The sequence below is a fragment of the Corynebacterium sp. MSK073 genome (assembly GCF_030232085.1).
Taxonomy (GTDB): domain Bacteria; phylum Actinomycetota; class Actinomycetes; order Mycobacteriales; family Mycobacteriaceae; genus Corynebacterium.
This window is the reverse complement of sequence record NZ_JASPIY010000002.1, coordinates 144,272-166,775: the sequence shown is the minus strand read 5'-3', so window position 1 is coordinate 166,775 and position 22,504 is coordinate 144,272. Positions and strand designations below refer to the sequence as shown.

Here is a 22,504-nt window from a genome sequence, read left to right as displayed (position 1 = left end):
GTTCCCTAATGTACCGCTTGAAGCCCGTCCGGTGGCGGCGGGGTCTCACAGTGTCGCTCCAATCGCAGGCCAGCCGCAGACATGGCGATGCCGCCAATCGCGGATGCGAGCACTCCCACCAGATCATCGGAAGCCGCGACAAGGGTGCCCGCATTCGGGATGACATACACCGCCACCCCTGCATAGAGCCCGCCGACGATCGCACCCGTCCACGCCGAAGCCTTGCCCACCAGCATGAACTGCGCGATGGTCATCGGATTAAGCTGCGAATTATCTAGCCCGATGCCGTGATCCTCATCGGTGGCCTTATCCACTTTCCAGGTAAGCCCCAAGCACACCACCACCATGAGCCATAGCGTGGCAGATACCGTAACCGGGATGGACATCATGGAGCCATAAAAGCGCGTGGTGAGGATGGCCGCCGCGGCTGCCATGAATATCCCAACACCGATAAGCGCACCGAGCGAGGTCCGTTTCATAACTCCTCCATCAGGCCCAAGCGGTGGATATTGACGGTTTCCTGCGGGTCCAACGCGGCAACCAGCGCGGAGACATCCTGTCCCTTCAACTTAGCAGCCGGCTCGGCGGCCAACCAGGGTATAAGCACGAATGCGCGCTCGTGGGCATAGGGATGCGGGACGATAAGTTCCGCATCGGAGGAGCTATAGCCCTCGATATCGACGATGTCCACGTCCAGGGTGCGCGGGCCCCAGTGGCGCACGCGCACGCGCTCAGCCGCCTCTTCCAGCTTCTGGCCGCGCCGTAAGAGCTCCAGCGGGCTCTCCTCGACGTCCACGATGAGCACCGCATTCAAGAATTCATCCTGGTCCGTTACTCCCCACGGCGGGGTGGCATAGACGGGCGAGGCCGCCACGATGTCCTCGCGGAACTCGGTAAATACCGTGCGCAAAAGCTCCACGCGGTCATCCATATTGGAGCCGATGGATAGTACCGCGCGCATTACTGACTCCCGGGGTTCGTGCCGGGGCGCTGCGCGTCGGCTCCCTGCGGAGTTCCCACCTGCGGAGCGGGCCGTGGGGCTCCGGTGCGCGCGTGCTTGCGGGAGCGGCGGGCGACGACGGCGACATCGGCAAAAGTGCGCGGGATCGGCGCCTTGGGCTTGTGCACGGTCACTTCCACCGCGTGCAGGTCGGCGAAGGATTCCATGATGGTATCGGCCACCTCGCTGGCGACGGTCTCAATGAGGTCGCGGGAGGGGCCTTCGACGATGCTGGCGGTGACATCGGCAAGCTCTGCGTAATTGATGGTCTTGGTCAGATCATCGTGAGCTGCGGCCTCGGCAAACTCGGACCAGCAGGTGATATCGACGATGAAGGGCTGGCCGGTGCGCTTTTCCTCATCAAAGACGCCGTGGTAGCCAAAGCACTCCAGGCCGGTTAATTCGATGCGATCTGCCATGGTTAATTCCTTTCCGTACCCATCGCGGTAGAGGTCACTGTGCCCGTGCCGGTGGCGGCATTGCGGTAGCTGCCGGTGGCATTGGCGCCGCCTACATAGGACTCGCCGGCGTTCCACGCGGCGGCCACGTCGACGGCATCGCGGGATACGCCCACCTCGTGCACGCGCACGCCCCACGCGCCCATCTGGGCGGAAATGGCGGTCACGGCGGCGGTGGCGGGATCGGCAAGCAAAGGGCTCGCCTCTACCCCGCGGTCTTCCCGGATAGCGGCGAGGAAGCGCTTGCGCGAGGCGCCCACCAGGATGGGGAACTCGCCGTCCAGGAACTCGGGCAGGGCCTTAAGCAGCGCCCAGTTATCCTGTGGGCTCTTGGCAAAGCCGAGGCCCGGATCCAGCACGATATTGTCCTTTTTCACGCCTGCATCCAGGGCGTTTTGGCTCAGCTGGGCGAGGGTCTCGTGCACGTCGCGGACCACATCGCCGCCGTGATCGGCCGTGCCCGCCGCGGATCCGAACGCGCCTTCCTGGAGAGTGCGCCAGTGCATGAGGCAAACGGGCACGCCGGCATCAGCCATGGCGGCATACATTTCAGGATCGGCAAGGCCGCCGGAGACATCGTTAATCATGTCCACCCCGGCCGCAGCCGCCGCGGCGGCAACCGAGGCGCGCATCGTATCCACCGAGGTGCGAATGCCCTGCTCGTGCAGCGCCTGGATGACCGGGACCACGCGGTCGGCCTCTTCCTGCGCCTCCACGCGCACCGCACCCGGGCGGGTGGATTCGCCGCCCACATCGATCATGTCCGCACCCTGTTCCACCAGCTCACGGGCATGAGTGGTGGCGGCGTCGAAGTCGAGCCACCGCCCGCCATCGGAAAAGGAATCCTTCGTAACATTCACGATGCCCATGACGAGCGTGCGCTTCGGGATGGTCAATTCTCCAACTGAGGAAGCCGGGTGCACTGCGTTCTCCTTTTCGCTCGACAAACTCGACTGCGTACGCGCTACGTACGAATGAAGCTGAGCACTTCCGCGCGGGAGGCGGCGTTATTTTTAAACCCGCCGCGCACCGCGGAAGTCGTTGTGGTCGCGCCCGGCTTGCGGATGCCCCGCATGGCCATGCACAGGTGCTCACACTCGATGACCACGATGACGGATTGGGCCTCGAGGACATCCACGAGTGCATCGGCAATCTGCTGGGTCAGGCGTTCCTGGACCTGCGGGCGCTTGGCGTACATATCCGCCAGGCGCGCCAGCTTGCTCAGCCCGGTGACGTGACCGTCCTTGCCGGGGATATAGCCAATATGCGCCACCCCATAAAACGGCACGAGGTGGTGCTCGCAGGTGGAATAGATGGGAATATCGCGCACCAAGACCAGTTCCTGGTGGTCCTCCGCAAAGGTCTTGTGCAGCACCTCCGTCGGGTCCTCGTGCAGGCCGGCGAAGACCTCGCGGTAAGCGCGGGCCACACGGGCCGGGGTTTCGCGCAGTCCTTCGCGATCAGGGTCCTCGCCCACGGCAAAGAGTAGCTCGCGGACGGCCGCCTCCGCCCGCTCCTGGTCATACGGTGCGCGGGCGGGCACCTGCTGGTTATCAGTGTGATTTTCAGACATGCACGTACTTCTTACTCTTTATCATCGCGCGGTTTTTCCGCATCGCGCGCGTAGGGGTTATCGCGGCGGGAAGACTCATTCCAGCCTGGGGTGAACCATTGGCTGGTTTCTCCCTCTGGCTTGTGGTGCTTGCCCCTGCTTTCCGATGCCGAATCCGATCGCGCTTCCCCACCGTCGCTGCTGCCGTGGTCGCTCTGGTCGGCGCGGTCGCCGCGGTCGCTCTGGTCCGCGCGGTCGTTCTGGTCGTTTCGGCCGCTGCGTCCATCGCTGCGGCCGCTCTGGTCAGTTCGGTCTTCGCGGTGGCTGCTGCCACCGCCGTGCAGCTCGCGCACCGTTTCGGGGTTCACGTAGTCGCCGGCGTGCTGGCCGAAGTTAAAGCCAACCTCGCCCTTGATCTCTTCGCCGGCGAGGCGGCGCTCGCGGGCTGCCCGGGAGGCATCGAGAAGCGTCATGCGTTTAGGAAGTTCCTCGCCGCGCTCCTTGGCCAGCTCAACCGGGGTCTTGACCGGCGCGTAACCAATCTGGCGCGGGAAGCGATCGTCTTCGCCGGGGAAGACATCATAGGCATCGCGCGGCTCAATGCCGTCGAAGATGCTCTCCAGGTCCGGTCGGCGCAGGGTCTCCTTCTCCAGGAGGGCCTCGGCCAGCTTGTCCAGGAACTCGCGGTTGGTGCGCAGGATGTCGTAGGCCTGCTCGTGCGCGCGCTCGAGGAGGTAGCGCATCTGCTCATCGATCTTGGAGGCAACGTCATCCGAGTAATCGATGGAGCTGCCACCCCCGCCCATCTGGCTGAACGGATCGCCCTGCTCCTGGCCGTACTTGACGGTGCCCAAGTCAGGAGAAAAGCCGTATTCCGTCAGCATCGCGCGGGCGATCTTGGTGGCGTTCTCGATATCGGAGGACGCGCCCGTGGTGGGAGCGCCGAAGACCAATTCCTCGGCGGCGCGGCCACCCATGGCAAAGACCAAGCGGGAAAACAGCTCGTCGCGGGTGTACATGCCCTTGTCGTCTTCCTGCGAGGTCATGGCGTGGCCACCGGTGCGGCCGCGGGCCAGGATGGTGACCTTGTACACGCGCTCGATGTCCTTCAGTGCCCACGCGGACAGGGTGTGGCCGCCCTCGTGGTAGGCGGTGACCTTCTTCTCGTGCTCGGAGATGATCTTGCCCTGGCGCCGTGGACCGCCCACCACGCGGTCGGTGGCTTCTTCCAGCGCGTCATAAGTAATGACGTTGCCGCCGATGCGGGCGGTGAGAAGCGCGGCCTCATTAAGCACATTGGCAAGGTCCGCACCGGACATGCCGGCGGTGCGCTTGGCCAGCTGCGCCACATCGACCTCTTCCGCCAAAGGCTTGTCCTTGGCGTGGACGCGCAGGATCTGCTCACGGCCGGCCAGATCCGGGTTGGTGACCGGAATCTGGCGGTCGAAACGGCCCGGGCGCAGCAATGCGGGGTCCAAAATATCTGGGCGGTTGGTGGCCGCGATGAGGATAACGCCCTCGCGATCGCCAAAGCCGTCCATCTCCACCAGCAGCTGGTTCAGGGTCTGCTCGCGCTCATCGTGCCCGCCGCCGGTTCCGGATCCGCGCTGGCGCCCCACGGCGTCGATCTCGTCCACGAAGATGATGCACGGGCTGTGCTCTTTGGCCTGTTTGAACAGGTCACGCACGCGGGAGGCACCCACACCGACGAACATCTCCACGAAGTCCGAACCGGAGATGGAATAAAAAGGCACGCCGGCCTCGCCCGCAACGGCGCGGGCCAACAGGGTCTTACCGGTACCCGGAGGGCCATAAAGCAGCACGCCACGCGGAATCTTCGCGCCGAGCTCGTAATAACGGGAAGGATCATCAAGGAAGTCCTTGATTTCCTGCAGCTCATCCACGGCCTCATCGGCGCCGGCAACATCCTCGAAGGTATTGGTCGGCATATCCTTGGTCAGCTCCTTGGCCTTGGAGCTGCCGATGCCGAACATGCCGCCTGCACCCTGCTGCATGCGGGACATGAGCCAGAACAGCAGGGCGAAGAGGATGACCATCGGCAGCAGGAAGCTGAGCATGGAGCCCAAGAACGAATCCTGGGTGACGTTGGTCTGATACTTCTCCGCACCCGAATCCTTGACCGCATCAAAGACCTGCTCGGAGGCGCGCGCGGGGTACTGAGACACGATCTCTTGTACGCCCTCGCGCTCTTCTACCGTGATTTCGTCCTTGAGCTTGATGCGCAGGCGCTGCTCGCGGTCATCAATTTCTACCTCGTCAACGTTTTTATCCTGCAGCTGTTTCAGGGCCACGGAGGTATCCGTGTCCACATATCCGCGGGTCTCGTTGCTAAAAAACGTAAAGGCGTACAGCGCTACGAGGATCAGTGCCGCAATGCCGCCGTAGCGAAGGAGTTTATTGTTTTTCATTACTGCGCGATTTTAGTTGGTGGTATAGACATCAGGGTGAAGGGTGCCCACAAAGGGCAGGTCGCGGTAGCGTTCCGCGTAGTCAAGGCCATAGCCAATGACGAATTCATTGGGGATATCAAAGCCGACATCGAGCAGATCGATCTGCGCTTTTACCACTTCCGGCTTGCGCAACAAGGTCACCACGTTGAGCGACTTCGGGTTGCGCCCCCGCAGGTTGCGAATGAGCCAGGATAGCGTCAGGCCCGAGTCGATGATGTCTTCCACGATGACCACATCGCGCCCGGCGATATCACGGTCCAAGTCCTTCAAGATGCGCACCACCCCAGAAGAAGACGTGGAGGCGCCGTACGAGGAGACGGCCATAAACTCCAGCTCCGAGGGGATGGATAGCTTGCGCGCGAAGTCCGTCAGGAAAAAGGCCGCACCCTTTAATACGCAGACCAAAAGCAGGTCCTGCTCGGCGTCGGCATATTTCTCAGATACCGCATCCGCCAGCTGCTGGACGCGGTCTTTAATTTCCTCTTCCGTGATGAGGATTGCTTCTACATCGTCTCCGTAGCGGTTTGCGGGGACGGCGAAGTCTTTCTTGTCGTGCACGTGTGCGCTCCTTTAATGACCAGACAATAGTGCCAGTTTGCCACCTATACGTGCTACTTCCAACCTCTGCCCCGCCTGCCGCACCGAACTCACAGCCACCGGCCCTTGTCCGTGCCAGTTGGTACACAGCTTGCCGATGCCCCCAATCCCCTCCCTCGTCACCTTCACTCCCCGCTCGATGAGCCAGGCCGCAATAGCGCGCCGGCGTCGCGGCTCCGGCAGCGCGGCCAAATCCGCACAGTCCGCGGTGGCCGCCGTGGCGAGGTATTCTTCATCGCGCGCGGTATCCATCGCCGCCTGCGCCAGCGCCGGTACCGCATCACCGCCGATGACCCGCGATAGCTCCGGGATGATTTCGCGGCGCAGCGCTACCCGCCGAAAATCCGTATCCGCGTTCTGCGGGTCCTGCCACACCTCAAGCCCCAGCTCCGCACACGCGCCCTCCGTATCGGCACGGCGCACCTGCAGGAAAGGCCGCACCACCCGCGCGCCTTCCACCACTGCTCGCTCCGGCATGCCGGCCACGCGGCCGCGCAGGGCACCAAGGAGGAGCGTTTCCGCCTGGTCATCGGCCGTATGCGCCACGGCAATCTCCAGCGCCCTTTCTCCTCTGCGCGAAGCTCCGTCTTCGCGCGGGGCTTTCCCGCGCGCAGCTTCCTCCCCAGGCCCCGCGTCTCGTTCGCGCGGCTCAGCCCGGCGCGAGGCTGCGTTCTCGCGGCTCTCGCACCCCTCGCACACGGCCGCGGACATCGCTTGGTAGCGCGCTTGCCGAGCCGCCGCTTCCAGCGAATTCCCCGCTTCCTCCGATACCCGAACTGCGAGCACCCGCGCCCGCGCACCCAAGCTTTCTGCTTGCCGAGCGGCCCTTTCGGCCTGCTCACGCGAACCGTCTTGTAAGCCGTGGTCGACGCACAGCGCGATCACGTCATGACCCTCAGCTATCATCGCCGCGCACAGCGCCAGAGAATCGGCGCCGCCGGATAGCCCTACCGCCACGGTGTGATCCATCTTCGCCGCGCGGACCGCGCGCCGGCAGGCCAAAAAATGCGGCGAGACCCGCGGCCAAAATAGCGTTACTCCAGGCTGTGGGCTCATTTAAAACTCGTGCAGCGCCGCGGCGAGGTCATCTTGGGCAGCGCGCGCCGCCATAATCTCGCCATCATTGACCAAGAAGGCAAAGGAATATACGCGCCCGGATTGGCCTTGCGCGGTGCCCGCCAGCGCGGAAACACCCGTCAAGGTGCCGGTCTTCGCGCGGACAAACCCCCGCGCCGCAGACTCCCCGTAGCGCTCGTGCAGCGTGCCGTCGCCACCTGCGACCGGCAAATACGCCGCCAAGGGGCGCAACTGCGGTTCCTCGACCGCGCCGTTGACAATCTCCGCCAACACCCTCGCTCTCAACCGGTTATCTACCGAAAGGCCCGAGTTGTCCTTGATATCCACGCCGCTGACGTCGAACCCGTGCTCGCGCAGCACATCCAGCGTGGCTTGGGTGTCGACCTGGAAGCTGGGCTGTTTGCCGCGGGCATCGGCAAGCTCGCGGGCAATGGCCTCCGCCATGACGTTATCGGAATGCCGCACCATCTCCAGCGCGCGCTCGCTCAGGGGCGCCGACTCGACGCTGGCCAGCTCCTCCGCACCGTCAGCCATCGTGCCCGCGGCGAATTTATCCGTGCCCAAGCGCTTGGCCAGCTCTCCCGCGACGTCGAGGGCCGGGGTGTGGCTGCGCGGGACATCGCCCTCCGTAGCGCCGATGCGACCACCGTACAGCATGGCCGGCTCCATGGGCGCGACGAAGCCCTCATCCACGTTCTCCGGATCCCAGCCCGGCGCCTGCGGCTCGCCCGCCCACGCGGAGGTATCGATGTACACGCCCGCCACCTGGGTGCCGGTCTTTTCAATCTGGTCCGCGAGGTCATCGAGCTGCTCGTTGGTCATCCAGACATCGCCAGCTGCCTTGATAACCACGTTGTTCGGATCCTTGCCGCGGTAGACCTTGGTAGTAATCCGCTTGGACTCATCCAGTGCCAGCGTTGCCGCGGCGGTGGTCAACACCTTCGTCGAGGAAGCCGGGGTCAGCGCCTTATCCGCATCGCGCTCCCAGACCACCGAGCCGGTCTCACTATCGATGACCTGCCCGCCAAAGTTGGCCAAATCCTCGCTCTTGCCCAGCTCATCGAGCTTCGCGCTGAGCGCCGCAAAATCCACGTCCTGCGCCTTAGCCGGCTGCAGGGGATTTTCCGGAGCCTGGACCGTTTCGGCCTCGCCATGCGAAAGATCGCCGTACTCGCGCTGGATGGTAACCCCCAGCGCAGCCGTGCCCCCGACCGCCGCCGTGACCACCAGCGCGGTTACTGACCACCAAACCTTCTTTGCTTTCATCGCCACTAACCCTAGCGCGGATGGGCGACGCGCTAGACTATTGACAGTAATTAATACCCAATCCCACATGGAGGACACCACTGTGAGCGTTGAAGTAACCATTGAAATCCCAAAGGGCTCCCGCAATAAGTACGAGGTGGACCACGAGTCCGGCAAGGTCTACCTGGACCGCTACCTGTTCACCCCAATGGCCTACCCCGCCGACTACGGCTTCATCGACCACACGCTTGGCGAAGACGGCGATCCCCTCGATGCCCTCGTCATCCTCCCTGAGCCCGTTTTCCCCGGCGTGATCGTTGAAGCCCGCATCGTCGGCGTGTTCAAGATGACCGATGAGGCCGGCGGCGACGACAAGCTGCTCGCCGTCATCGATGACCCGCGTTGGGAGCGCTACCAGGACATCGACGATGTGGAACAGCACATCAAGGACGAAATCGAGCACTTCTTCGTCCACTACAAGGACCTCGAGCCCAACAAGGAAGTTTCCGGTTCCGGCTGGGGCGATAAGGCCGAGGCCGAGAAGATTCTGGAAGAGGCCAAGGCTCGCCTGAAGTAGGCTTCGGGACTTGCGGGGGCTGCCGCTTTAGGGCTGGGCCCGTGCGTTTGCAGGGGCCGAGCTCGGCATTTTAGGGCCATGAAGTCTGTTTTGAGGCCCAGCTGATGCGTTTTGACAAATAGGCCGCGGAAACCGCGGGGTTTTAGGCCACTATTTGTTAAAACGCATCAAGAACGCTTCAAGAACGCATCAAACAAGCACCCAACCGCGCCACACAACCTTCGCTTCGGGGGATCGAGGGATACGAATGGAAATTTTTCGGGGGAAAAGTGCCGCTCAGCAAGCGGTACGCCACGGTGCCGTCCGGATCGCCAACGGCTTCTGCTTGTCAGAGGAGCCGACGCCGAACCAACTGGCGCGCATCATGAGCGAGGAATGGCCGGATTGCGCGCTGGATGGCTACTCGGCCGCGCTCAAGCACGTGGAGAAGCCGCTGCGCTTTCCGCTGGAGTTCCTGCGCAGCTCATCGCTGCCGTCGAGTAAGTACTTCACTTCGCGGCGCGCCCGGCCGAAGGGCGCGTTGACCTGGGACGGCGTCACCGTGTGCAATCCACTACAGGCGGTCGAGGCGATGCCGGAGGATGATGCGGTCGCCTTCCTCGAGGACTTTTATTCCGGCAAGGACGGGGTCAGCCGCCTGGAGCTGAATAAGCTGGATTACCAGCGGTTTCCGCGGCCGGTAAAGCGCGCCTTGGACAGGGCGATCATCGGCACGGATAGCGTGCCGGAACGCCAGTTAACGCGCGCCCTCGCGCCGCATTTCGCGGTCCAGAACAATATAAAAATAGGCCCTTACCACTGGGATCTGGTGATTAAGGAGCACAAGATTGCCATCGAGGTCGATGGCTACGCCTACCACCGGGGAGAAAACCGCCGCCAGTTTGAGTTGGACCGGCACAAGCTTAACGATGCCGTGCATCGCGGCTGGAAGCCCCTCCACTTCACCGCGACGACGATTGACCACTACCCGGATTTCGTGGTGCAGCAGGTAAAGGCCACCGCCAAGAATAAGCGGCCCTTTGCGCGTCCTCCCTGGCAGTGGCACCGCTTGTGGCGGCATGAAGGCGCGCGGGGCTAGAGCAAGGCCCAGCGCAACAGTCGCGCAGCGGCGAAACAAAGGCTGGCGAGACAGCTGACCAGCGCAAAGCTCAGAACAGGCGCAGCCGGGCCAGGAGGCGGGTCAGCCGGGCCAGAGTCTGGGCCAGGGCCAAGGCCCAAACCCCAGAACCACAGCCCGGCGCGCCCGAGGAAACGCCTATTCCTTGCGGCGGCTGCTGTGGAGAACGTGGCCGCGCAGGGGCTCGACGAGCGCGATGGCGAGGAAGGTTACCGCCCAACCCAGGGCGAGGAAACCGAAGGACATCAGGAACCGCCCGGCGAGGTCAATATCTTCGCCCTCGAGAGCGCTAAAGAACATCAGCGCCGCGATGCTGCCACCGAAGAGGAAGCCGAAGACGCTGAGCGCGACGATAGGCCCCATCACAGCGAGGGTGTTCGTGCGGAATTGGAAGCGGCGCGGCACGCCCATCAGGTCGAGGGAGCGGATGAGATCCTTGTCTTCGAAGGCGGACGATACTTGGCCTAAGAAGATGGACATGCTGGTCAGCGCGAAGCCGAAGAGCAAGGTCAGGATGACGCCGGTGGAGACGTCCCGGAACATGATGCCCGTTTCTTGTTCTTCCTTGATCGCCGTAGTCAATGCATCGGTGCCCATGGGCGCGCCCATGAGGAAGCCGGCGAGGAAACCGAAGAAGCCGATTGTCGCGCTTTGCCGCCAGGCGCGGCGGGCGTTGGCGCCCACGCGCTGACAGGCTACGAGGTGTGCGGTGCCGGGGAGCAAAGCCAAAAGGCGCGCGCCAATTTGCAAAAGGTAGGGCGCGACGAGGTTGATGCTCATGACCACCGCGAAGAGTACGACGGCCACGGAGATTTCGGGCGGGCCGGATTGGCCTTTGAGCAGGGCACCGCCGATGGCGACGATGAGGAGGAAGGCGATGAGGCGCCACCATCGGAAAGCGGCGGGCATCTGGCGTTTAGCCACGCCGAGGGGGCTAACGCGCACACGCCGCATGCCAGCAAGGGCCGCGGCGAGGGCGAGGAGGAAGAGGACTGCGGCCACCGCGAGGTATCCCCACCAGGGCAGGATGATTTCTTCGAAGGCAACGGGGCGGTCCTGGAATTTCACGTGCGTGAAGACGGGGGCGATAAGCGCACTGATGAGCCAGCCCAGCACGATGCCGATAAGCGCTTGGATGCCGGTCTCCACCGCGGCCATGCGCTCGACCTGGTGGGAGCTTAGGCCCAGCAGGCGGAGGGTGGACAGGCGCTGTTCCCGGCCGGAGGCGCCGAGGACAGCGGCCTGCGCGGTCAGGTTAAACAGGGCTGGAACTATGAATGCGCAGGCCATGAGCGCGAGGACGAACCAGGGCAGGAAGTAATCTTCCGGGGTGTCGCCGGCAGCGGCGCGCAGGGCGGGCACGGCGTCTTCTGGGTGGTGGGCGCGCTGCCAGAACATCCAGGTGCCGCCGGCGACGAGGAAGGCGAAGGCGGAGCCCAGCGTCAGGCTCACGATGGCCAGCACGCTGACGATGCCCGCGCCGGAGCGGGCGCGGACGGATTCGCGCTGGAGGCCGAAGACTAGGGTCGCGGTATTCATGGCTGCACCCCCAGGCGGCGGTCATCGTGAATGATGCCGTCGCGGATTTCCACGCGGCGCTGCATCCAGTCCGCCACCTTGGGGTCATGGGTGACCATGACCAGGCTGGCGCCGGATTGGCGCACGGTAGTGGTCAGCATCTGCATGACCTCGTGTCCGGTGGCTTGGTCGAGGGCGCCGGTGGGTTCATCGGCAAAGATGACGCCGGGGTTGGCCACGAGGGCGCGGGCGATGGTCACGCGCTGGGCTTGGCCGCCGGAGACTTGGGCGGGGCGGCGGTCTGCGAGGTCGCCGAGGCCCAGCTGGTCGAGCAGCGACATGGCCTTCGAACGGGCCGCGCGCCGGCCCATGCCGTTGAGCATCGCGGGCAGCGCCACATTGTCCAGGTTGGTCAGCTCCGGCAGCAGCTGGCCGTCTTGGAAGACGAAGCCGAAGTGGCGGAGGCGGGTGCGGGAGCGGGCGGCATCGGAAAGCGTGGAGATGACTTCGTCGCCAAAGCGGACGCTGCCGTCGGTGGGCGTGAGTACGCCGGACATGCAGTGCAGCAGCGTGGATTTGCCGGAGCCGGAGGGTCCCATGATGGCGACGAGCTCGCCTGGGGTGACGTCCAGGGTGATGCCGGCCAGCACGGGGCCGCCGCCGAAATCCTTCGTGATGTCGTGGAGGGAAAGTGTCTGTGTCATGCTGTTCATTTCACCGTGCCGGGCGCGCTATTCCTACAGCGCTAAGGATACTTTCCGGGTAGTGCTAGCTTTACCCCTGCCTGGGGCGCGCGCGATTAGGCTTGAGGGCGTGTTTTTCAGCAAGAAGCAGGCCACCAGCAATGAGGAGCGGCAGGCGCGGGTCATCGCGGAGCTGACGGCCTCGCGCCGCGCGATTGCGGATGCCTACGAAGTAGAGCGCGCCCGCATCGAGCGGGACCTGCACGATGGCGCGCAGCAATATTTGGTGGCGGCAAGCATGAAGCTCGGTGAGGCCCTTCTCGATGCCACCGGCACCGAGGCCGAGCTGCTCACCGCCGCGAAGCAGGACGTGGATCGCGGCCTGCGTTCGCTGCGCGCGACGGTGCACGGCATTCACCCGCAGGTCCTCCAGGATCACGGTTTGGTGGCCGCGCTTGCCGATACCGCCTCCGCCCACGGCCCCCACGTCAGCGTCTACGCCCCACACCCGTTGCCGCGACTTTCCGCCAGCGTGCTGGCCTGCGGTTATTTCTTCGGCACAGAGGCGTTGACCAATGCCGCGAAGCACGCGCCCGGCACGCCGGTTTCGGTTCTCATCACCTCGGATGCGGCGCTGCATATCTCGGTGGTGGATGAGGGCCCGGGCGGGGCGCGGATTGAGCCGGGGCGCGGGCTGGCCGGCATGGCCGAGCGGCTGGCGGCCTTTGGCGGGGAGATGTCGCTGTCCTCGCCGGAGGGAGGCCCGACACGGGTAAGGTGCACGATTCCGCTCCTTTTGGAGCGCGGGCAGACGGGAGTATCAGCATGAGTGGATTAAGGATTGTGATTGCGGATGACTCCGCGATCCTGCGCGAGGGGCTTGCCGGGCTCTTGGAGCGCCGCGGCCACGAGGTTGTGGGCAGGGCGGGGACGGCGGTGGAGCTGGAGGGGGTCATCGGCAAGCTGAGTGCCCAGTTGCCAGATGTGGTGATAACGGATGTGCGCATGCCGCCGGAGATGGGCGATGATGGACTGAAGGCGGCGGTGGCGCTGCGCCGCGCTTATCCGGGCCTGCCGGTGATGGTGCTATCGCAGTACGTCGCGCCGGCGTATGCGGTGGCACTGTTTGATTCTCCGGATGCGGGCACTGGGTACTTGCTTAAGGATCGCGTCTCTGAGGTGCGCGATTTCCTGGCCAGCCTGGAGGTGGTGGCCCAGGGCGGGACGGTCATCGATCCAACGGTGGCGCAGGCACTCATGCGCTCTGGGCGCAGCGGGTTGGGCGAGCTCAGCCCGCGCGAGCGCGAGGTCCTGGAGCTGATGTCGCGCGGGAAGTCCAATAAGGACATCGCCGCCGAGCTGGTGCTCTCGAACGCCGCGGTGGCCAAGCACGTGTCCAATATCTTTACCAAGCTGCGCCTGGATCCCAGCGAGGATAACCGCCGCGTGAAGGCGATCTTGCAGTACCTGTCCGCAGCCACCTACGGCGGCTAGCGCGCGGCACGTAGACTGCGGGGTATGCAAAACGTACAGCCAACCGAAGTTCCAGCAGGCGCGCAGCTTATCGATGTGCGCGAAAACGACGAATGGGCCACCGTGCATGCGGAGGACGCCACCCATATTCCCATGAGCGAGATAACGGGTCGCATCCAGGAAATCGATCCGGACCGCGATATTTATGTGATTTGCCACCTAGGCGGGCGCAGCGCGCAGGTCTGCAAGTATTTGGAGAACTCCCTGGGCTGGGACGTTATTAATGTTGAGGGCGGCACCGATAAGTGGGAAGCGGATGGCCTGCCCGTCGTTCGCAATTAATTGGCCTTTACCCATCTTTTGAGATTATGATGATGGTATGGCTTCCACTAATAATTCTGGCATACCAACCTCCCTGCTCGAATCCCCGTCCTTTCAGCTAGAGCGCCTGCGCCGTCGCACCCGCGATGGCGTCGAGGTGGCTCTGCAGACGAAGCAGACGACCATCCGCGAGTTCTGGGTGCTTACCTGCCTCGTCGAGGCGGATGCCGCCTCCCAGTCCTACCTGTCTGACACATTGGCCATCGACGCCTCCGATATGGTGCGGCTTATTGATGCCCTCGAGGAGCGCGGCTGGGCCAAGCGCGAGCGCGATCCCAAGGACCGCCGCCGCCAGATCGTGGCGTGCACCAAGAAGGGCACCAAGACCCACAAGGACTTGGCGGAGCTCGTCACCAACGCCGAGGATGACGCGCTCGACGTATCCACCAATAAGCAGCTCAAGCACCTGCGCAAGCTGGCCAAGGCCATCATCGCTGCGGACGAGGACGAGGCATAAGCATGGACGAGCCCGAAGAATGTAGTAGGTCTAATACAGAACTTCCCAGCGTCCCGCAGCAGTACCTCCTGCGCGATCTGGCCCCGCGCCCGCGCACGCTGTGGGACATCATCACGACCACCGCTGAGATTCATCCAGAAGCCGCCGCGCTTGATGATGGCGAGATCATCACCTACGCCGAACTCGTCCACGAGGTCCAGCTGTGGGCCACAGAGCTGCACGTCAATGGCGTGCGCCGCGGCGATCGCATCGGCATCCGGATGACGTCTGGCAAGCGTGATCTCTACCTCGCCATCCTGTCCACTCTGGCCGCCGGCGCGGCCTACGTGCCGGTGGATGCGGACGATCCGGATGAACGCGCGGAGATGGTCTTTGGTGAGGCCGATATCGATGGCTTGTTTAGCGATGACGGCTTCCGCTTCCTGCGCGAAAAACCGCGCCACGCGGCCAAAGGCGTCGAAGCCCCGCGGCCCGAAGACACCGCCTGGATCATCTTTACCTCCGGTTCCACGGGCAAGCCGAAGGGCGTGGCCGTCAGCCACCGCTCGGCGGCCGCCTTTGTGGACGCGGAGGCCAGCCTCTTCCTCGTCGATCACCCCCACGGCCCGCTCGGCCCGGAAGACCGCGTGCTGGCCGGGCTTTCGGTTGCCTTCGACGCATCCTGTGAGGAGATGTGGCTGGCCTGGGGCCACGGCGGCTGCCTGGTCCCGGCACCGCGTTCCTTGGTGCGGTCCGGCATGGACCTTGGTCCGTGGCTGATTCGCCGCGATATCACCGTCGTCTCCACGGTTCCCACCCTGGCGGGCCTGTGGCCAGCGGAAGCACTGGATAATATCCGCCTGCTCATCGTCGGCGGCGAGGCCTGCTCCCAGGAATTGGTGGACCGGCTAGCCACCGAGGACCGCGAGATGTGGAATACCTACGGCCCCACTGAGGCCACCGTCGTCGCCTGCGCGCAACGGATGATTCCGGGGCGCGCGGTTTCGATCGGTTTGCCGCTGAATGGGTGGGACCTGGTGGTCATCGATAAGCAGGGGCAACCCGTTGGCCTGGGTGAAACCGGCGAATTGGTCATCGGTGGCGTGGGCCTGGCCAGCTACCTGGACCCGCAGAAGGATGCGGAGAAGTACGCGCCGCTGGAATCCATGGGCTGGCAGCGCGCCTACCGCACCGGTGACCACGTGCGCCTGGAAGAAGACGGCCTGTACTTTGTGGGCCGCGTGGATGACCAGGTAAAGATTGGCGGGCGCCGCATCGAGCTGGGTGAGGTCGATGCGAACGTCGCCGCGCTGGATAACGTCTACAACTCCGCCGTGGCCGTGCAAAAGACCCCGGGCGGTGAATCCGTGCTGGTGGGATACGTCTCACTGGAAGATGAGGCGCGCAGTTTTAACCACGGCGTGGCCCATGAACGCCTGGCGGAAACCATGCCTGCGGCGCTGGTCCCGCGTATCTGTGTGATGGATGAGCTGCCGGTGCGCACCTCCGGCAAGGTGGATAAGAAGGCGCTGCCGTGGCCACTGCCCGGCGTCGGCGTGGAATCGACCACACTGACGGAGACCGAGAAGTGGCTGGCCGAGCTCTGGGTCGAGACCCTCGGCGTATCCGTGGAGGATGAGAACGCCGATTTCTTCGACCTTGGCGGTACCTCCCTGGCCGCGGCGACGCTGGTGGGCCGCATCCGCGATCGCTACCCCACCGTGGCCGTGCGCGATCTCTACGATCACCCGCGGCTAGGTTCACTGGCAGAACTCATCGCCGGCGCCGAACCGCGCCCCGTGGCGGAGCAACAGAAACCGCTGCGCGAGGTCACCCCGGTCGGCGCGAAGACCCGCGTGGCGCAAACGCTGCTACAGATCCCCGCCATGACGCTGGCGGCGACCACCTGGCTGGCCTGGCTCATGCTGGGCTCGACCGTGGCCTCCGCCTTGGGCGTCGAGTGGGCGCAGCCCTTCCCGTGGTGGCTGGTCATTGCGCTGGTGCTCATCTTTGCCACGCCGCTGGGCCGCATCCCCATCGGCGGCTTTGGCGCGCGCCTGATTACCGCCGGGATTAAGCCCGGCGATTACCCGCGCGGCGGTTCGACCCACCTGCGTATTTGGGCCGCGGAGCGGTGGGCGGATGCCTCCGGATCGCGCTCTATCGCGGGCGCTACCTGGGTCAATAACTACGCCCGCGCCTTGGGCGTGAAGATGAAGCGCGGCGTGGACCTGCACTCGCTGCCACCGGTGACGGGCCTGCTTACCCTGGGCAAGCACGCCGCGGTGGAACCAGAGGTCGATCTCACCGGCTACTGGCTCGACGGCGACGTGCTCCACGTCGGCGCCATCGATATCAAGGAAGGCGCCCGCGTGGGCGCGCGGTCCACCCTGCTGCCCGGCACCGTGGTGGGCAAGTACGCCCACGTGGAGGCGGGTTCCACCGTCACCGGCCGCAAGAAGATCAAGGACGGCCAGCGTTGGTCCGGCTCTCCTGCGAAGAAGGTGGGCCGCTCCAAGCACCGCTTCCCCTCCAAGCCGCCGAAGCGCCGCCCCTGGTGGGTGGCTATTTACGGTGCGACCTCGCTGTTCCTGGCCGCGCAGCCGCTCATCGCGGTGCTTGTCGGCGCCATCGTGGATTTGGCGCTGGTGCATTCCACGGACGGGAACCGCTTCGTCGGCGCGGTGCTCTTCGCTCCACTCGCGGCGCTTGCGGCCTTTGCCACCTACATGCTGCAGACCTGGCTGGGCGTGCGCATCTTGTCCATCGGCATCTCGCCCGGCGTGAACCCGGTGCGCTCTGCCGCCGGCTGGCGCCTGTGGGCCATCGAGCGCCTCATGGATGAGGCCCGCACGCAGCTCTTCCCGCTCTATGCCTCGCAGCTGACCCCGCGGTGGCTGCGCGCTCTGGGCGCGCGCATTGGCAAGGACGTGGAGATTTCCACCGCCGTGATGATCCCCGCATTCACGGACGTCAAAGACGGCGCCTTCCTTGCCGATGACACCATGATCGGCGGCTACGAGCTCGGCGGCGGCTGGATTCACTCCGGCGAGGCCAAGGTGGGCAAGCGCTCCTTCGTGGGCAACTCCGGCATTACCGCACCTGGGCGCAAACTTTCCAAGAACTCCCTGGTCGCGGTGCTGTCCTCCACCCCGAAGAAGACGAAGTCCGGGGCCAACTGGTGGGGTTCCCCGCCAGAGCGCATGCGGCGCGTTACCGCGCAGATCGATGCCCCCGCCGAGTCTGCCGAGGCCCTGACCTACAACCCGGGCTTCAAGCTCAAGGCCGCCCGCGGCGTCGTGGAGACCATGCGCCTCCTCGCGCCGATGTTCTCGGCCATGCTGCTCGCCGCCACCCTGGGGACGCTGTATTACCTGCTTGCCGATGTCGGCTTCCCCACCACCTGGGCCCTTTCCGGCCTCGTGCTCATGGCCATGGGCGCTATCGCCATGGCGGTGACCATCGCCGTGAAGTGGATCTGCGTGGGCACGCACAGCGCGGCCGACCACCCGCTGTGGAGTGTGTTCGTCTGGCTCAACGAGCTACAGGACACCTTCGTGGAGGTCGTCGCCGCCCCGTGGTTCTTCCAGCACACCTACGGCACAGGAGAGATCAACCTGGGCCTACGGGGGCTGGGAGTGGACATCGGCAAGGGCGCCTGGATCGATTCCTACTGGTTCCCGGAAACCGATCTCTGCCACGTCGGCGCTGGCGCCTCCGTGGGGCCCGGTACCGTGGTGCAGACCCACCTATTCCAAGACCGCGTGATGAGCCTGGATACCGTCACCATCGAGGCCGGCTCCACGCTTGCCTCTCATTCGGTGGCGCTGCCCGCCTCGCTCATTGGCGAATCCAGCACCGTCGGCCCCGGTTCGCTGGTCATGCGCGGTGACCGCGTTCCCGCCAACGCCACCTGGCAGGGCAACCCCATCGAGCCGTGGGGTTAGCCCACGCAAACACCGAACCCCGGCTTTAGAGGGACCACCACAAGGTCAACCTCAAGCCGGGGTTCTGTAAGCAAAAGACCCCTCCTCAGCCAAGCCGCTGAACGGTTGACCACCACAAGGAGGGGAATACTATACCGAGTATAATCGGACGTGCCGCCTCAATCAAAAATATTTTTAAAGAGCCCTTAAGTTGGTAGCCATGAGTAGTAAACGGATTAAAAAAGAGTGGTTATCAGAAAACAGGTTGGAGCCCTACCTTACAAAACCCGGTGGATCCACAGATAAGGCTTTTGAGCTTTACGAACTCGATCGCCACCTTAGTGCTTCCCTTTTTCACGAGATAGCCTTCATCGAAGTAGCATTACGTAACTCAGTTTCTGGATATCTCAGCACCGAATACGGAGATGATTGGTATTGCAAGCTCGAGATGGGGTTCGATAAACGGGTTCGAGACAATATCACAGAAGCATGGAATAGCCTGCCAAGAGACTTCACCAAGAATACCGAACGAAGCAGAAGGCTAGGAGGAAGGGTCATTGCTGCTTCGATGTTTAGAACTTGGACAAATATCCTCGATACAGGAGGCTCCACGGGCTTACCAGCCCCTTTCAACAATGCTGATCATGACAGAATTTGGTCCCGCCAAGCCTTAATTTCTGTCTTCCCAGGTGCGAATTCAGTAGCTCGGAAGAAAGATCCAGAATATTCCACTCACGGTCTGACCCGTAAGTGGGTTCATTCCAAAATCCTCGAGATAAAGAAAATTAGAAATAGGGTTGCGCATCACGAGTCTGTAGTCCTTCGCGGCATCCCTGTCACGGGCACAGATACTCGTTTACGGCCTAGAGAATGCCACGAGGCCTGCCAAGATGTAGCAGCGATGTTGGACCGTGATTTAGCCTCTTACCTCACGGAAAACCTGCCAACAACAGCAATTCTCACCGAGTTGGACACCTTCTACGCAGGTCTAAATAATTCAAACAAATCATAAATGACCCACCTTCCCCAGGCCGCTAAAGCCTAAGTACCAACCCAACGGCAGGGAAAGCAGGTCATTATGTGCCAGGCCTATTGAACCCGAGACACGCTATCTTCTACACGTGGCGGTCCAGCCAGTCCACCACGGTGTCGAGGGCCTGGTCAGCGGCTGGCTCGTTGAAGACCTCGTGCTTCTGGCCCTCCCAGTTGATGTATTCCACGTCATCAGAGGAAATGGAGTTGTACCAGTCCTGGGAGAAGTACGGCGGAACGATGCCATCCTTGGTGCCGTGCATGATAAGCGTCGGCGCGGTGAATAGGTCAGCGTTCACAGCATCGTAGGTGGCGATAGCACCCAGCTGCAGCGCGGTACCGGCGCTGGTCTTTTGCGCGATGAGCGGGCTAGACGCGTACTCGTCCTTTACGGCCTGGCTGGTGGAAATGCCTTCCGTAAAGGGGTTGGACAGCATGATCTTCTTCGTGAACTCCGGCGACTGCGCACCAATGTAGGTGCGGTGCGGGATCAGGTTCTGCGCGTAGTTGGCGTTGAAGCTGGTGATATCCGCCAACGGCAGGCGCTCGAACAGGGTGGGGTCGAGCTGCTTTTGCACCTCAGAGATCTCGTCCGGCGTGATGGTCTCGCCCGTCGCCTTCTTACCGGACAGGTTCAACGGTGCACCACCGCCATTGGTGATGATGCCATCAACCTTGCCAGGTTCACGAATACCGTATGCCTGAACGGTCAACGAGCCCATGGAGTGGCCCAGCAGGAAGGTCTTTACATCGGGGTGCTCACCCTTAGCCATATCGACGACGCGGTCGAAGTCATTGAGAATGTACTGGAAGTTATCGATGTGCCCCAGCGGCGTGCTGCCGGAGGCAGACTTACCGTGTCCACGGTGGTCCAGGCGGTAGACGTTGTAGCCAGCGTCCAGCAGGCGCTTGGCCACGTAGTCATAGCGGCCAGAGTGCTCAGACACACCGTGTGCCAACACGACGTTGCCGCGTGGGTTTTCTACCAGCTGCTTGCGGTAGTAAATCTTCACGCCCTCGCCGTCGTGGCTATCGAAGTAGCCGTCTTCATCGGCGATCTGCTTATCAGAAACGGTGGAGCGACCGAGCACGTCGGTCTTATCTGCCGCCACCTCTGCTACTGGCTGGCCGCCTTCTGCAAAGGCGGTAGCGGTGAGCGTTCCTGATACTGCGATGGGCGCCATGGATACAGCGGTTGCGGTAGCCAGAACGCACAGTTTCTTCCTCATCATGTACGTACTCCTTTTAGTGGTTTGTGTCACGAATATTGACAGGATGACTTTTAGGTCACCTTGATAGTAGTTTCCCCGGGAACGTATTTCAAGTATTTTTTATTTATGGCTGCCAGCTTTTTAAGAAATAGCTGTGAGAATTATCAGGCACCCTCAGGCTGCCGCCATGAAGATGGTTAAGCGACATCAGAGGCCTTAGACATAGCAAAGCGGGAAGACCGATCTCCTCGATCTTCCCGCTCAACGGCGCTAGGGATTAACGCTACTAATCACCAATCTGGTCGCGACCGCGCTTGACGATGTTCCCGTCCGGCTCACCCACCACGTCGTAATCTTTATTGGTGTATTCAAACTTGGACAAGACATACCGCATCGCGTTGACGCGAGCGCGCTTCTTGTCATTGGACTTGATGGTAATCCACGGCGATTCCTCAGTATCCGTATAACGGAACTGCTCTTCCTTCGCACGCGTGTAGTCATCCCACTTATCCAGAGAAGCCAGGTCCATCGGCGAAAGCTTCCACTGGCGCACCGGGTCAATCTGGCGGATAGCAAAGCGCGTGCGCTGTTCCTTCCGGGTAACAGAGAACCACAGCTTGGTTAGCGAAATGCCCGATCCCAGGATCATGTTTTCTAGCATGGGCACCTCGCGCAGGAACTCCGCGTGCTGCGACTCGGTACAAAAGCCCATCACCCGCTCAACGCCGGAGCGGTTGTACCACGAGCGGTCAAAGAAGACGATTTCGCCGGCAGCCGGGAAATGCTCGATATAGCGCTGGAAATACCAGGAGGTGGACTCACGTGGGGATGGCTTTTCCAACGCGACGGTGCGCGCACCACGCGGGTTCAAGTGCTCATTGAAACGCTTGATGGTTCCGCCCTTACCGGCAGCATCGCGGCCCTCAAATAAAATGATGTGGCGCTGGCCAGTTTCCTTGGTCCAGTTCTGCCACTTCAATAGCTCGATTTGAAGTGCGCGCTTAATGGACTCGTATTCATTGCGAGTCATACGCTCTTCATAAGGGTAATTCTCCCGCCACGTCTGCACCGGAGAGCCATCCGGCATGATCAGCGACGGATCATCCTCATCCGTTCCGTCAACGACGAAGCCGTCGGTTTTTGCAAGGTCAATCTCAGGAAGGTCGTCGTCTTTAATATCAGCCATGCACCAAGTGTAACCCGAATTTAGACATCTAGCGCGCTAACTTTTCGCAGGTGCACCCCAAAAATAAAGGAAAGAAAAACGAAAAAAGACCTACCGAAACCGGTAGGTCTTCCTTGTTTAGTAAGCCTTAAGGCTCACCCGAGGATGCTCTTAGACGAACATGCCGATCAGCTGGGATGCACCGTTAGCAATGTCGATGAACGGGCTAACAATGTCGTGGCCAGCTTCTACGATGGTGTTAGCTACGCCGTTTGCCTTGGAGGAAAAAGTGATGATTTCCATTATGGTCTCCTTAAAATGGGATGGAAAGTAATCCGGTTTAGATTACTAGGAAGACAGTTCGGTGATTGCGTCCGGCAAAGCTGCCTCAGTAGCAGTCTCAGCTGCGTTCTTCAAGTTACCAAAGGAAAGAATCTCGGTAACGCCGGACAGTACCTTGTACCAGCCTTCCTGGGTGTTTACGAAGTTGTCTAGGTGCATCTGGATGGTGGCGAGATCCACGTTCATGTTTTTCTCCTCGAATAGGTCCGAAGCTTGTACCCCGAAAGGGCTGTGCAATGTGCA

Annotated in this window: 22 protein-coding genes and 1 pseudogene; 8 read left to right on the top strand and 15 right to left on the bottom strand. The window is 62.5% G+C overall.

Features of this window, described 5'->3' with window-relative positions; translation table 11 throughout:
• Nucleotides 1–5 precede the first annotated feature (5 nt).
• From QP970_RS02010 to dacB, 9 genes and pseudogenes are all read right to left on the bottom strand, one after another.
• The gene (locus tag QP970_RS02010; protein WP_023023950.1) at nt 6–479 is read right to left on the bottom strand and encodes a DUF3180 domain-containing protein; all 474 of its coding nucleotides are present in this window, start codon (nt 477–479) and stop codon (nt 6–8) included.
• Nucleotides 476–961 (bottom strand): 2-amino-4-hydroxy-6-hydroxymethyldihydropteridine diphosphokinase, encoded by a 486-nt coding sequence (folK, locus tag QP970_RS02005; protein WP_023023952.1) that lies wholly within the window; start codon nt 959–961, stop codon nt 476–478. Before folK ends, QP970_RS02010 begins: the two co-directional genes overlap by 4 nt.
• Before the next feature lie 83 nt (nt 962–1,044).
• Nucleotides 1,045–1,419, bottom strand: a pseudogene (folB, locus tag QP970_RS02000) (dihydroneopterin aldolase); the annotation flags it as partial.
• A 2-nt stretch (nt 1,420–1,421) separates the two neighbouring features.
• A complete protein-coding gene (folP, locus tag QP970_RS01995) occupies nt 1,422–2,381 on the bottom strand; it encodes a dihydropteroate synthase (RefSeq protein ID WP_023023957.1) in 960 nt (319 codons plus the stop codon).
• Between the two features lie 41 nt (nt 2,382–2,422).
• Nucleotides 2,423–3,031 (bottom strand): GTP cyclohydrolase I FolE, encoded by a 609-nt coding sequence (gene folE, locus QP970_RS01990; RefSeq protein ID WP_023023959.1) that lies wholly within the window; start codon nt 3,029–3,031, stop codon nt 2,423–2,425.
• A gap of 11 nt (nt 3,032–3,042) precedes the next feature.
• On the bottom strand, nt 3,043–5,439 hold the full coding sequence (gene ftsH, locus QP970_RS01985; RefSeq protein WP_284869443.1) for an ATP-dependent zinc metalloprotease FtsH: 2,397 nt from the start codon (nt 5,437–5,439) through the stop codon (nt 3,043–3,045).
• Nucleotides 5,440–5,451: 12 nt separating this feature from the next.
• Nucleotides 5,452–6,039, bottom strand: coding sequence for a hypoxanthine phosphoribosyltransferase (gene hpt / locus QP970_RS01980; RefSeq protein WP_005279498.1), 588 nt, complete (start codon nt 6,037–6,039; stop codon nt 5,452–5,454).
• A 12-nt stretch (nt 6,040–6,051) separates the two neighbouring features.
• On the bottom strand, nt 6,052–7,134 hold the full coding sequence (locus QP970_RS01975) for a tRNA lysidine(34) synthetase (protein ID WP_239268453.1): 1,083 nt from the start codon (nt 7,132–7,134) through the stop codon (nt 6,052–6,054).
• Nucleotides 7,135–8,421, bottom strand: coding sequence for a D-alanyl-D-alanine carboxypeptidase/D-alanyl-D-alanine endopeptidase (gene dacB / locus QP970_RS01970; protein ID WP_284869442.1), 1,287 nt, complete (start codon nt 8,419–8,421; stop codon nt 7,135–7,137).
• An 82-nt stretch (nt 8,422–8,503) separates the two neighbouring features.
• On the opposite strand from dacB, the gene QP970_RS01965 reads away from it, so the two are divergent.
• Together QP970_RS01965 and QP970_RS01960 are read left to right on the top strand one after the other, a co-directional pair.
• On the top strand, nt 8,504–8,977 hold the full coding sequence (locus QP970_RS01965) for an inorganic diphosphatase (RefSeq protein ID WP_035108560.1): 474 nt from the start codon (nt 8,504–8,506) through the stop codon (nt 8,975–8,977).
• Between the two features lie 247 nt (nt 8,978–9,224).
• The gene (locus QP970_RS01960; RefSeq protein ID WP_284869441.1) at nt 9,225–10,055 is read left to right on the top strand and encodes an endonuclease domain-containing protein; all 831 of its coding nucleotides are present in this window, start codon (nt 9,225–9,227) and stop codon (nt 10,053–10,055) included.
• 177 nt (nt 10,056–10,232) lie between these two features.
• On the opposite strand, the gene QP970_RS01955 is transcribed toward QP970_RS01960, so the two are convergent.
• Both QP970_RS01955 and QP970_RS01950 read right to left on the bottom strand, forming a co-directional pair.
• Nucleotides 10,233–11,633, bottom strand: a complete 1,401-nt coding sequence (locus tag QP970_RS01955) for an FtsX-like permease family protein (protein WP_284869440.1) — start codon at nt 11,631–11,633, stop codon at nt 10,233–10,235.
• Nucleotides 11,630–12,316 carry an ABC transporter ATP-binding protein gene (locus tag QP970_RS01950; protein ID WP_284869439.1) on the bottom strand — a complete coding sequence of 229 codons (687 nt, stop codon included), beginning with the start codon at nt 12,314–12,316 and terminating at the stop codon, nt 11,630–11,632. Before QP970_RS01950 ends, QP970_RS01955 begins: the two co-directional genes overlap by 4 nt.
• Between QP970_RS01950 and QP970_RS01945 the strand changes: the two genes are divergently transcribed.
• The 6 genes from QP970_RS01945 to QP970_RS01920 all read left to right on the top strand — a co-directional run bounded on the left by QP970_RS01945 (nt 12,315) and on the right by QP970_RS01920 (nt 19,523).
• On the top strand, nt 12,315–13,124 hold the full coding sequence (locus QP970_RS01945) for a sensor histidine kinase (RefSeq protein ID WP_284869438.1): 810 nt from the start codon (nt 12,315–12,317) through the stop codon (nt 13,122–13,124). The two genes, QP970_RS01950 and QP970_RS01945, sit on opposite strands and share 2 nt — an antisense overlap.
• Nucleotides 13,121–13,789, top strand: coding sequence for a response regulator transcription factor (locus QP970_RS01940; protein WP_005279481.1), 669 nt, complete (start codon nt 13,121–13,123; stop codon nt 13,787–13,789). The genes QP970_RS01945 and QP970_RS01940 overlap by 4 nt, the downstream gene beginning before the upstream one ends.
• Nucleotides 13,790–13,813: 24 nt before the next feature.
• Nucleotides 13,814–14,110 (top strand): rhodanese-like domain-containing protein, encoded by a 297-nt coding sequence (locus tag QP970_RS01935; RefSeq protein WP_284869437.1) that lies wholly within the window; start codon nt 13,814–13,816, stop codon nt 14,108–14,110.
• 37 nt (nt 14,111–14,147) lie between these two features.
• Nucleotides 14,148–14,606, top strand: coding sequence for a MarR family winged helix-turn-helix transcriptional regulator (locus QP970_RS01930; protein ID WP_284869436.1), 459 nt, complete (start codon nt 14,148–14,150; stop codon nt 14,604–14,606).
• Between the two features lie 2 nt (nt 14,607–14,608).
• Nucleotides 14,609–18,532, top strand: coding sequence for a Pls/PosA family non-ribosomal peptide synthetase (locus QP970_RS01925; RefSeq protein WP_284869435.1), 3,924 nt, complete (start codon nt 14,609–14,611; stop codon nt 18,530–18,532).
• 199 nt (nt 18,533–18,731) lie between these two features.
• Nucleotides 18,732–19,523 carry an Abi family protein gene (locus QP970_RS01920; protein WP_284869434.1) on the top strand — a complete coding sequence of 264 codons (792 nt, stop codon included), beginning with the start codon at nt 18,732–18,734 and terminating at the stop codon, nt 19,521–19,523.
• Nucleotides 19,524–19,626: 103 nt separating this feature from the next.
• Here the strand turns inward: QP970_RS01920 and QP970_RS01915 are convergent, their stop codons facing one another.
• From QP970_RS01915 to QP970_RS01900, 4 genes are all read right to left on the bottom strand, one after another.
• Nucleotides 19,627–20,775: an alpha/beta hydrolase gene (locus QP970_RS01915; protein WP_284869433.1), complete on the bottom strand. Its 1,149-nt coding sequence runs from the start codon at nt 20,773–20,775 to the stop codon at nt 19,627–19,629.
• Between the two features lie 265 nt (nt 20,776–21,040).
• Nucleotides 21,041–21,940, bottom strand: coding sequence for a polyphosphate kinase 2 (ppk2, locus tag QP970_RS01910; protein WP_023023989.1), 900 nt, complete (start codon nt 21,938–21,940; stop codon nt 21,041–21,043).
• Nucleotides 21,941–22,090: 150 nt separating this feature from the next.
• Nucleotides 22,091–22,222: a hypothetical protein gene (locus QP970_RS01905; protein ID WP_023023991.1), complete on the bottom strand. Its 132-nt coding sequence runs from the start codon at nt 22,220–22,222 to the stop codon at nt 22,091–22,093.
• Nucleotides 22,223–22,267: 45 nt separating this feature from the next.
• A complete protein-coding gene (locus tag QP970_RS01900) occupies nt 22,268–22,447 on the bottom strand; it encodes a hypothetical protein (protein WP_023023993.1) in 180 nt (59 codons plus the stop codon).
• Nucleotides 22,448–22,504: the final 57 nt, after the last annotated feature.

Bases quoted from the DNA above. Each gene is read 5' to 3' on its own strand.
- dacB (WP_284869442.1), bottom strand. From the start codon at position 8,421: ATGAAAGCAAAGAAGGTTTGGTGGTCAGTAACCGCGCTGGTGGTCACG.
- QP970_RS01950 (WP_284869439.1), bottom strand. From the start codon at position 12,316: ATGACACAGACACTTTCCCTCCACGACATCACGAAGGATTTCGGCGGC.
- folE (WP_023023959.1), bottom strand. From the start codon at position 3,031: ATGTCTGAAAATCACACTGATAACCAGCAGGTGCCCGCCCGCGCACCG.
- QP970_RS01920 (WP_284869434.1), top strand. From the start codon at position 18,732: ATGAGTAGTAAACGGATTAAAAAAGAGTGGTTATCAGAAAACAGGTTG.
- ftsH (WP_284869443.1), bottom strand. From the start codon at position 5,439: ATGAAAAACAATAAACTCCTTCGCTACGGCGGCATTGCGGCACTGATC.
- QP970_RS01960 (WP_284869441.1), top strand. From the start codon at position 9,225: ATGGAAATTTTTCGGGGGAAAAGTGCCGCTCAGCAAGCGGTACGCCAC.
- QP970_RS02010 (WP_023023950.1), bottom strand. From the start codon at position 479: ATGAAACGGACCTCGCTCGGTGCGCTTATCGGTGTTGGGATATTCATG.
- QP970_RS01930 (WP_284869436.1), top strand. From the start codon at position 14,148: ATGGCTTCCACTAATAATTCTGGCATACCAACCTCCCTGCTCGAATCC.
- QP970_RS01905 (WP_023023991.1), bottom strand. From the start codon at position 22,222: ATGGAAATCATCACTTTTTCCTCCAAGGCAAACGGCGTAGCTAACACC.
- folK (WP_023023952.1), bottom strand. From the start codon at position 961: ATGCGCGCGGTACTATCCATCGGCTCCAATATGGATGACCGCGTGGAG.
- QP970_RS01925 (WP_284869435.1), top strand. From the start codon at position 14,609: ATGGACGAGCCCGAAGAATGTAGTAGGTCTAATACAGAACTTCCCAGC.
- ppk2 (WP_023023989.1), bottom strand. From the start codon at position 21,940: ATGGCTGATATTAAAGACGACGACCTTCCTGAGATTGACCTTGCAAAA.
- QP970_RS01940 (WP_005279481.1), top strand. From the start codon at position 13,121: ATGAGTGGATTAAGGATTGTGATTGCGGATGACTCCGCGATCCTGCGC.
- QP970_RS01900 (WP_023023993.1), bottom strand. From the start codon at position 22,447: ATGAACGTGGATCTCGCCACCATCCAGATGCACCTAGACAACTTCGTA.
- QP970_RS01915 (WP_284869433.1), bottom strand. From the start codon at position 20,775: ATGATGAGGAAGAAACTGTGCGTTCTGGCTACCGCAACCGCTGTATCC.
- QP970_RS01945 (WP_284869438.1), top strand. From the start codon at position 12,315: ATGCTGTTCATTTCACCGTGCCGGGCGCGCTATTCCTACAGCGCTAAG.
- QP970_RS01935 (WP_284869437.1), top strand. From the start codon at position 13,814: ATGCAAAACGTACAGCCAACCGAAGTTCCAGCAGGCGCGCAGCTTATC.
- QP970_RS01975 (WP_239268453.1), bottom strand. From the start codon at position 7,134: ATGAGCCCACAGCCTGGAGTAACGCTATTTTGGCCGCGGGTCTCGCCG.
- QP970_RS01955 (WP_284869440.1), bottom strand. From the start codon at position 11,633: ATGAATACCGCGACCCTAGTCTTCGGCCTCCAGCGCGAATCCGTCCGC.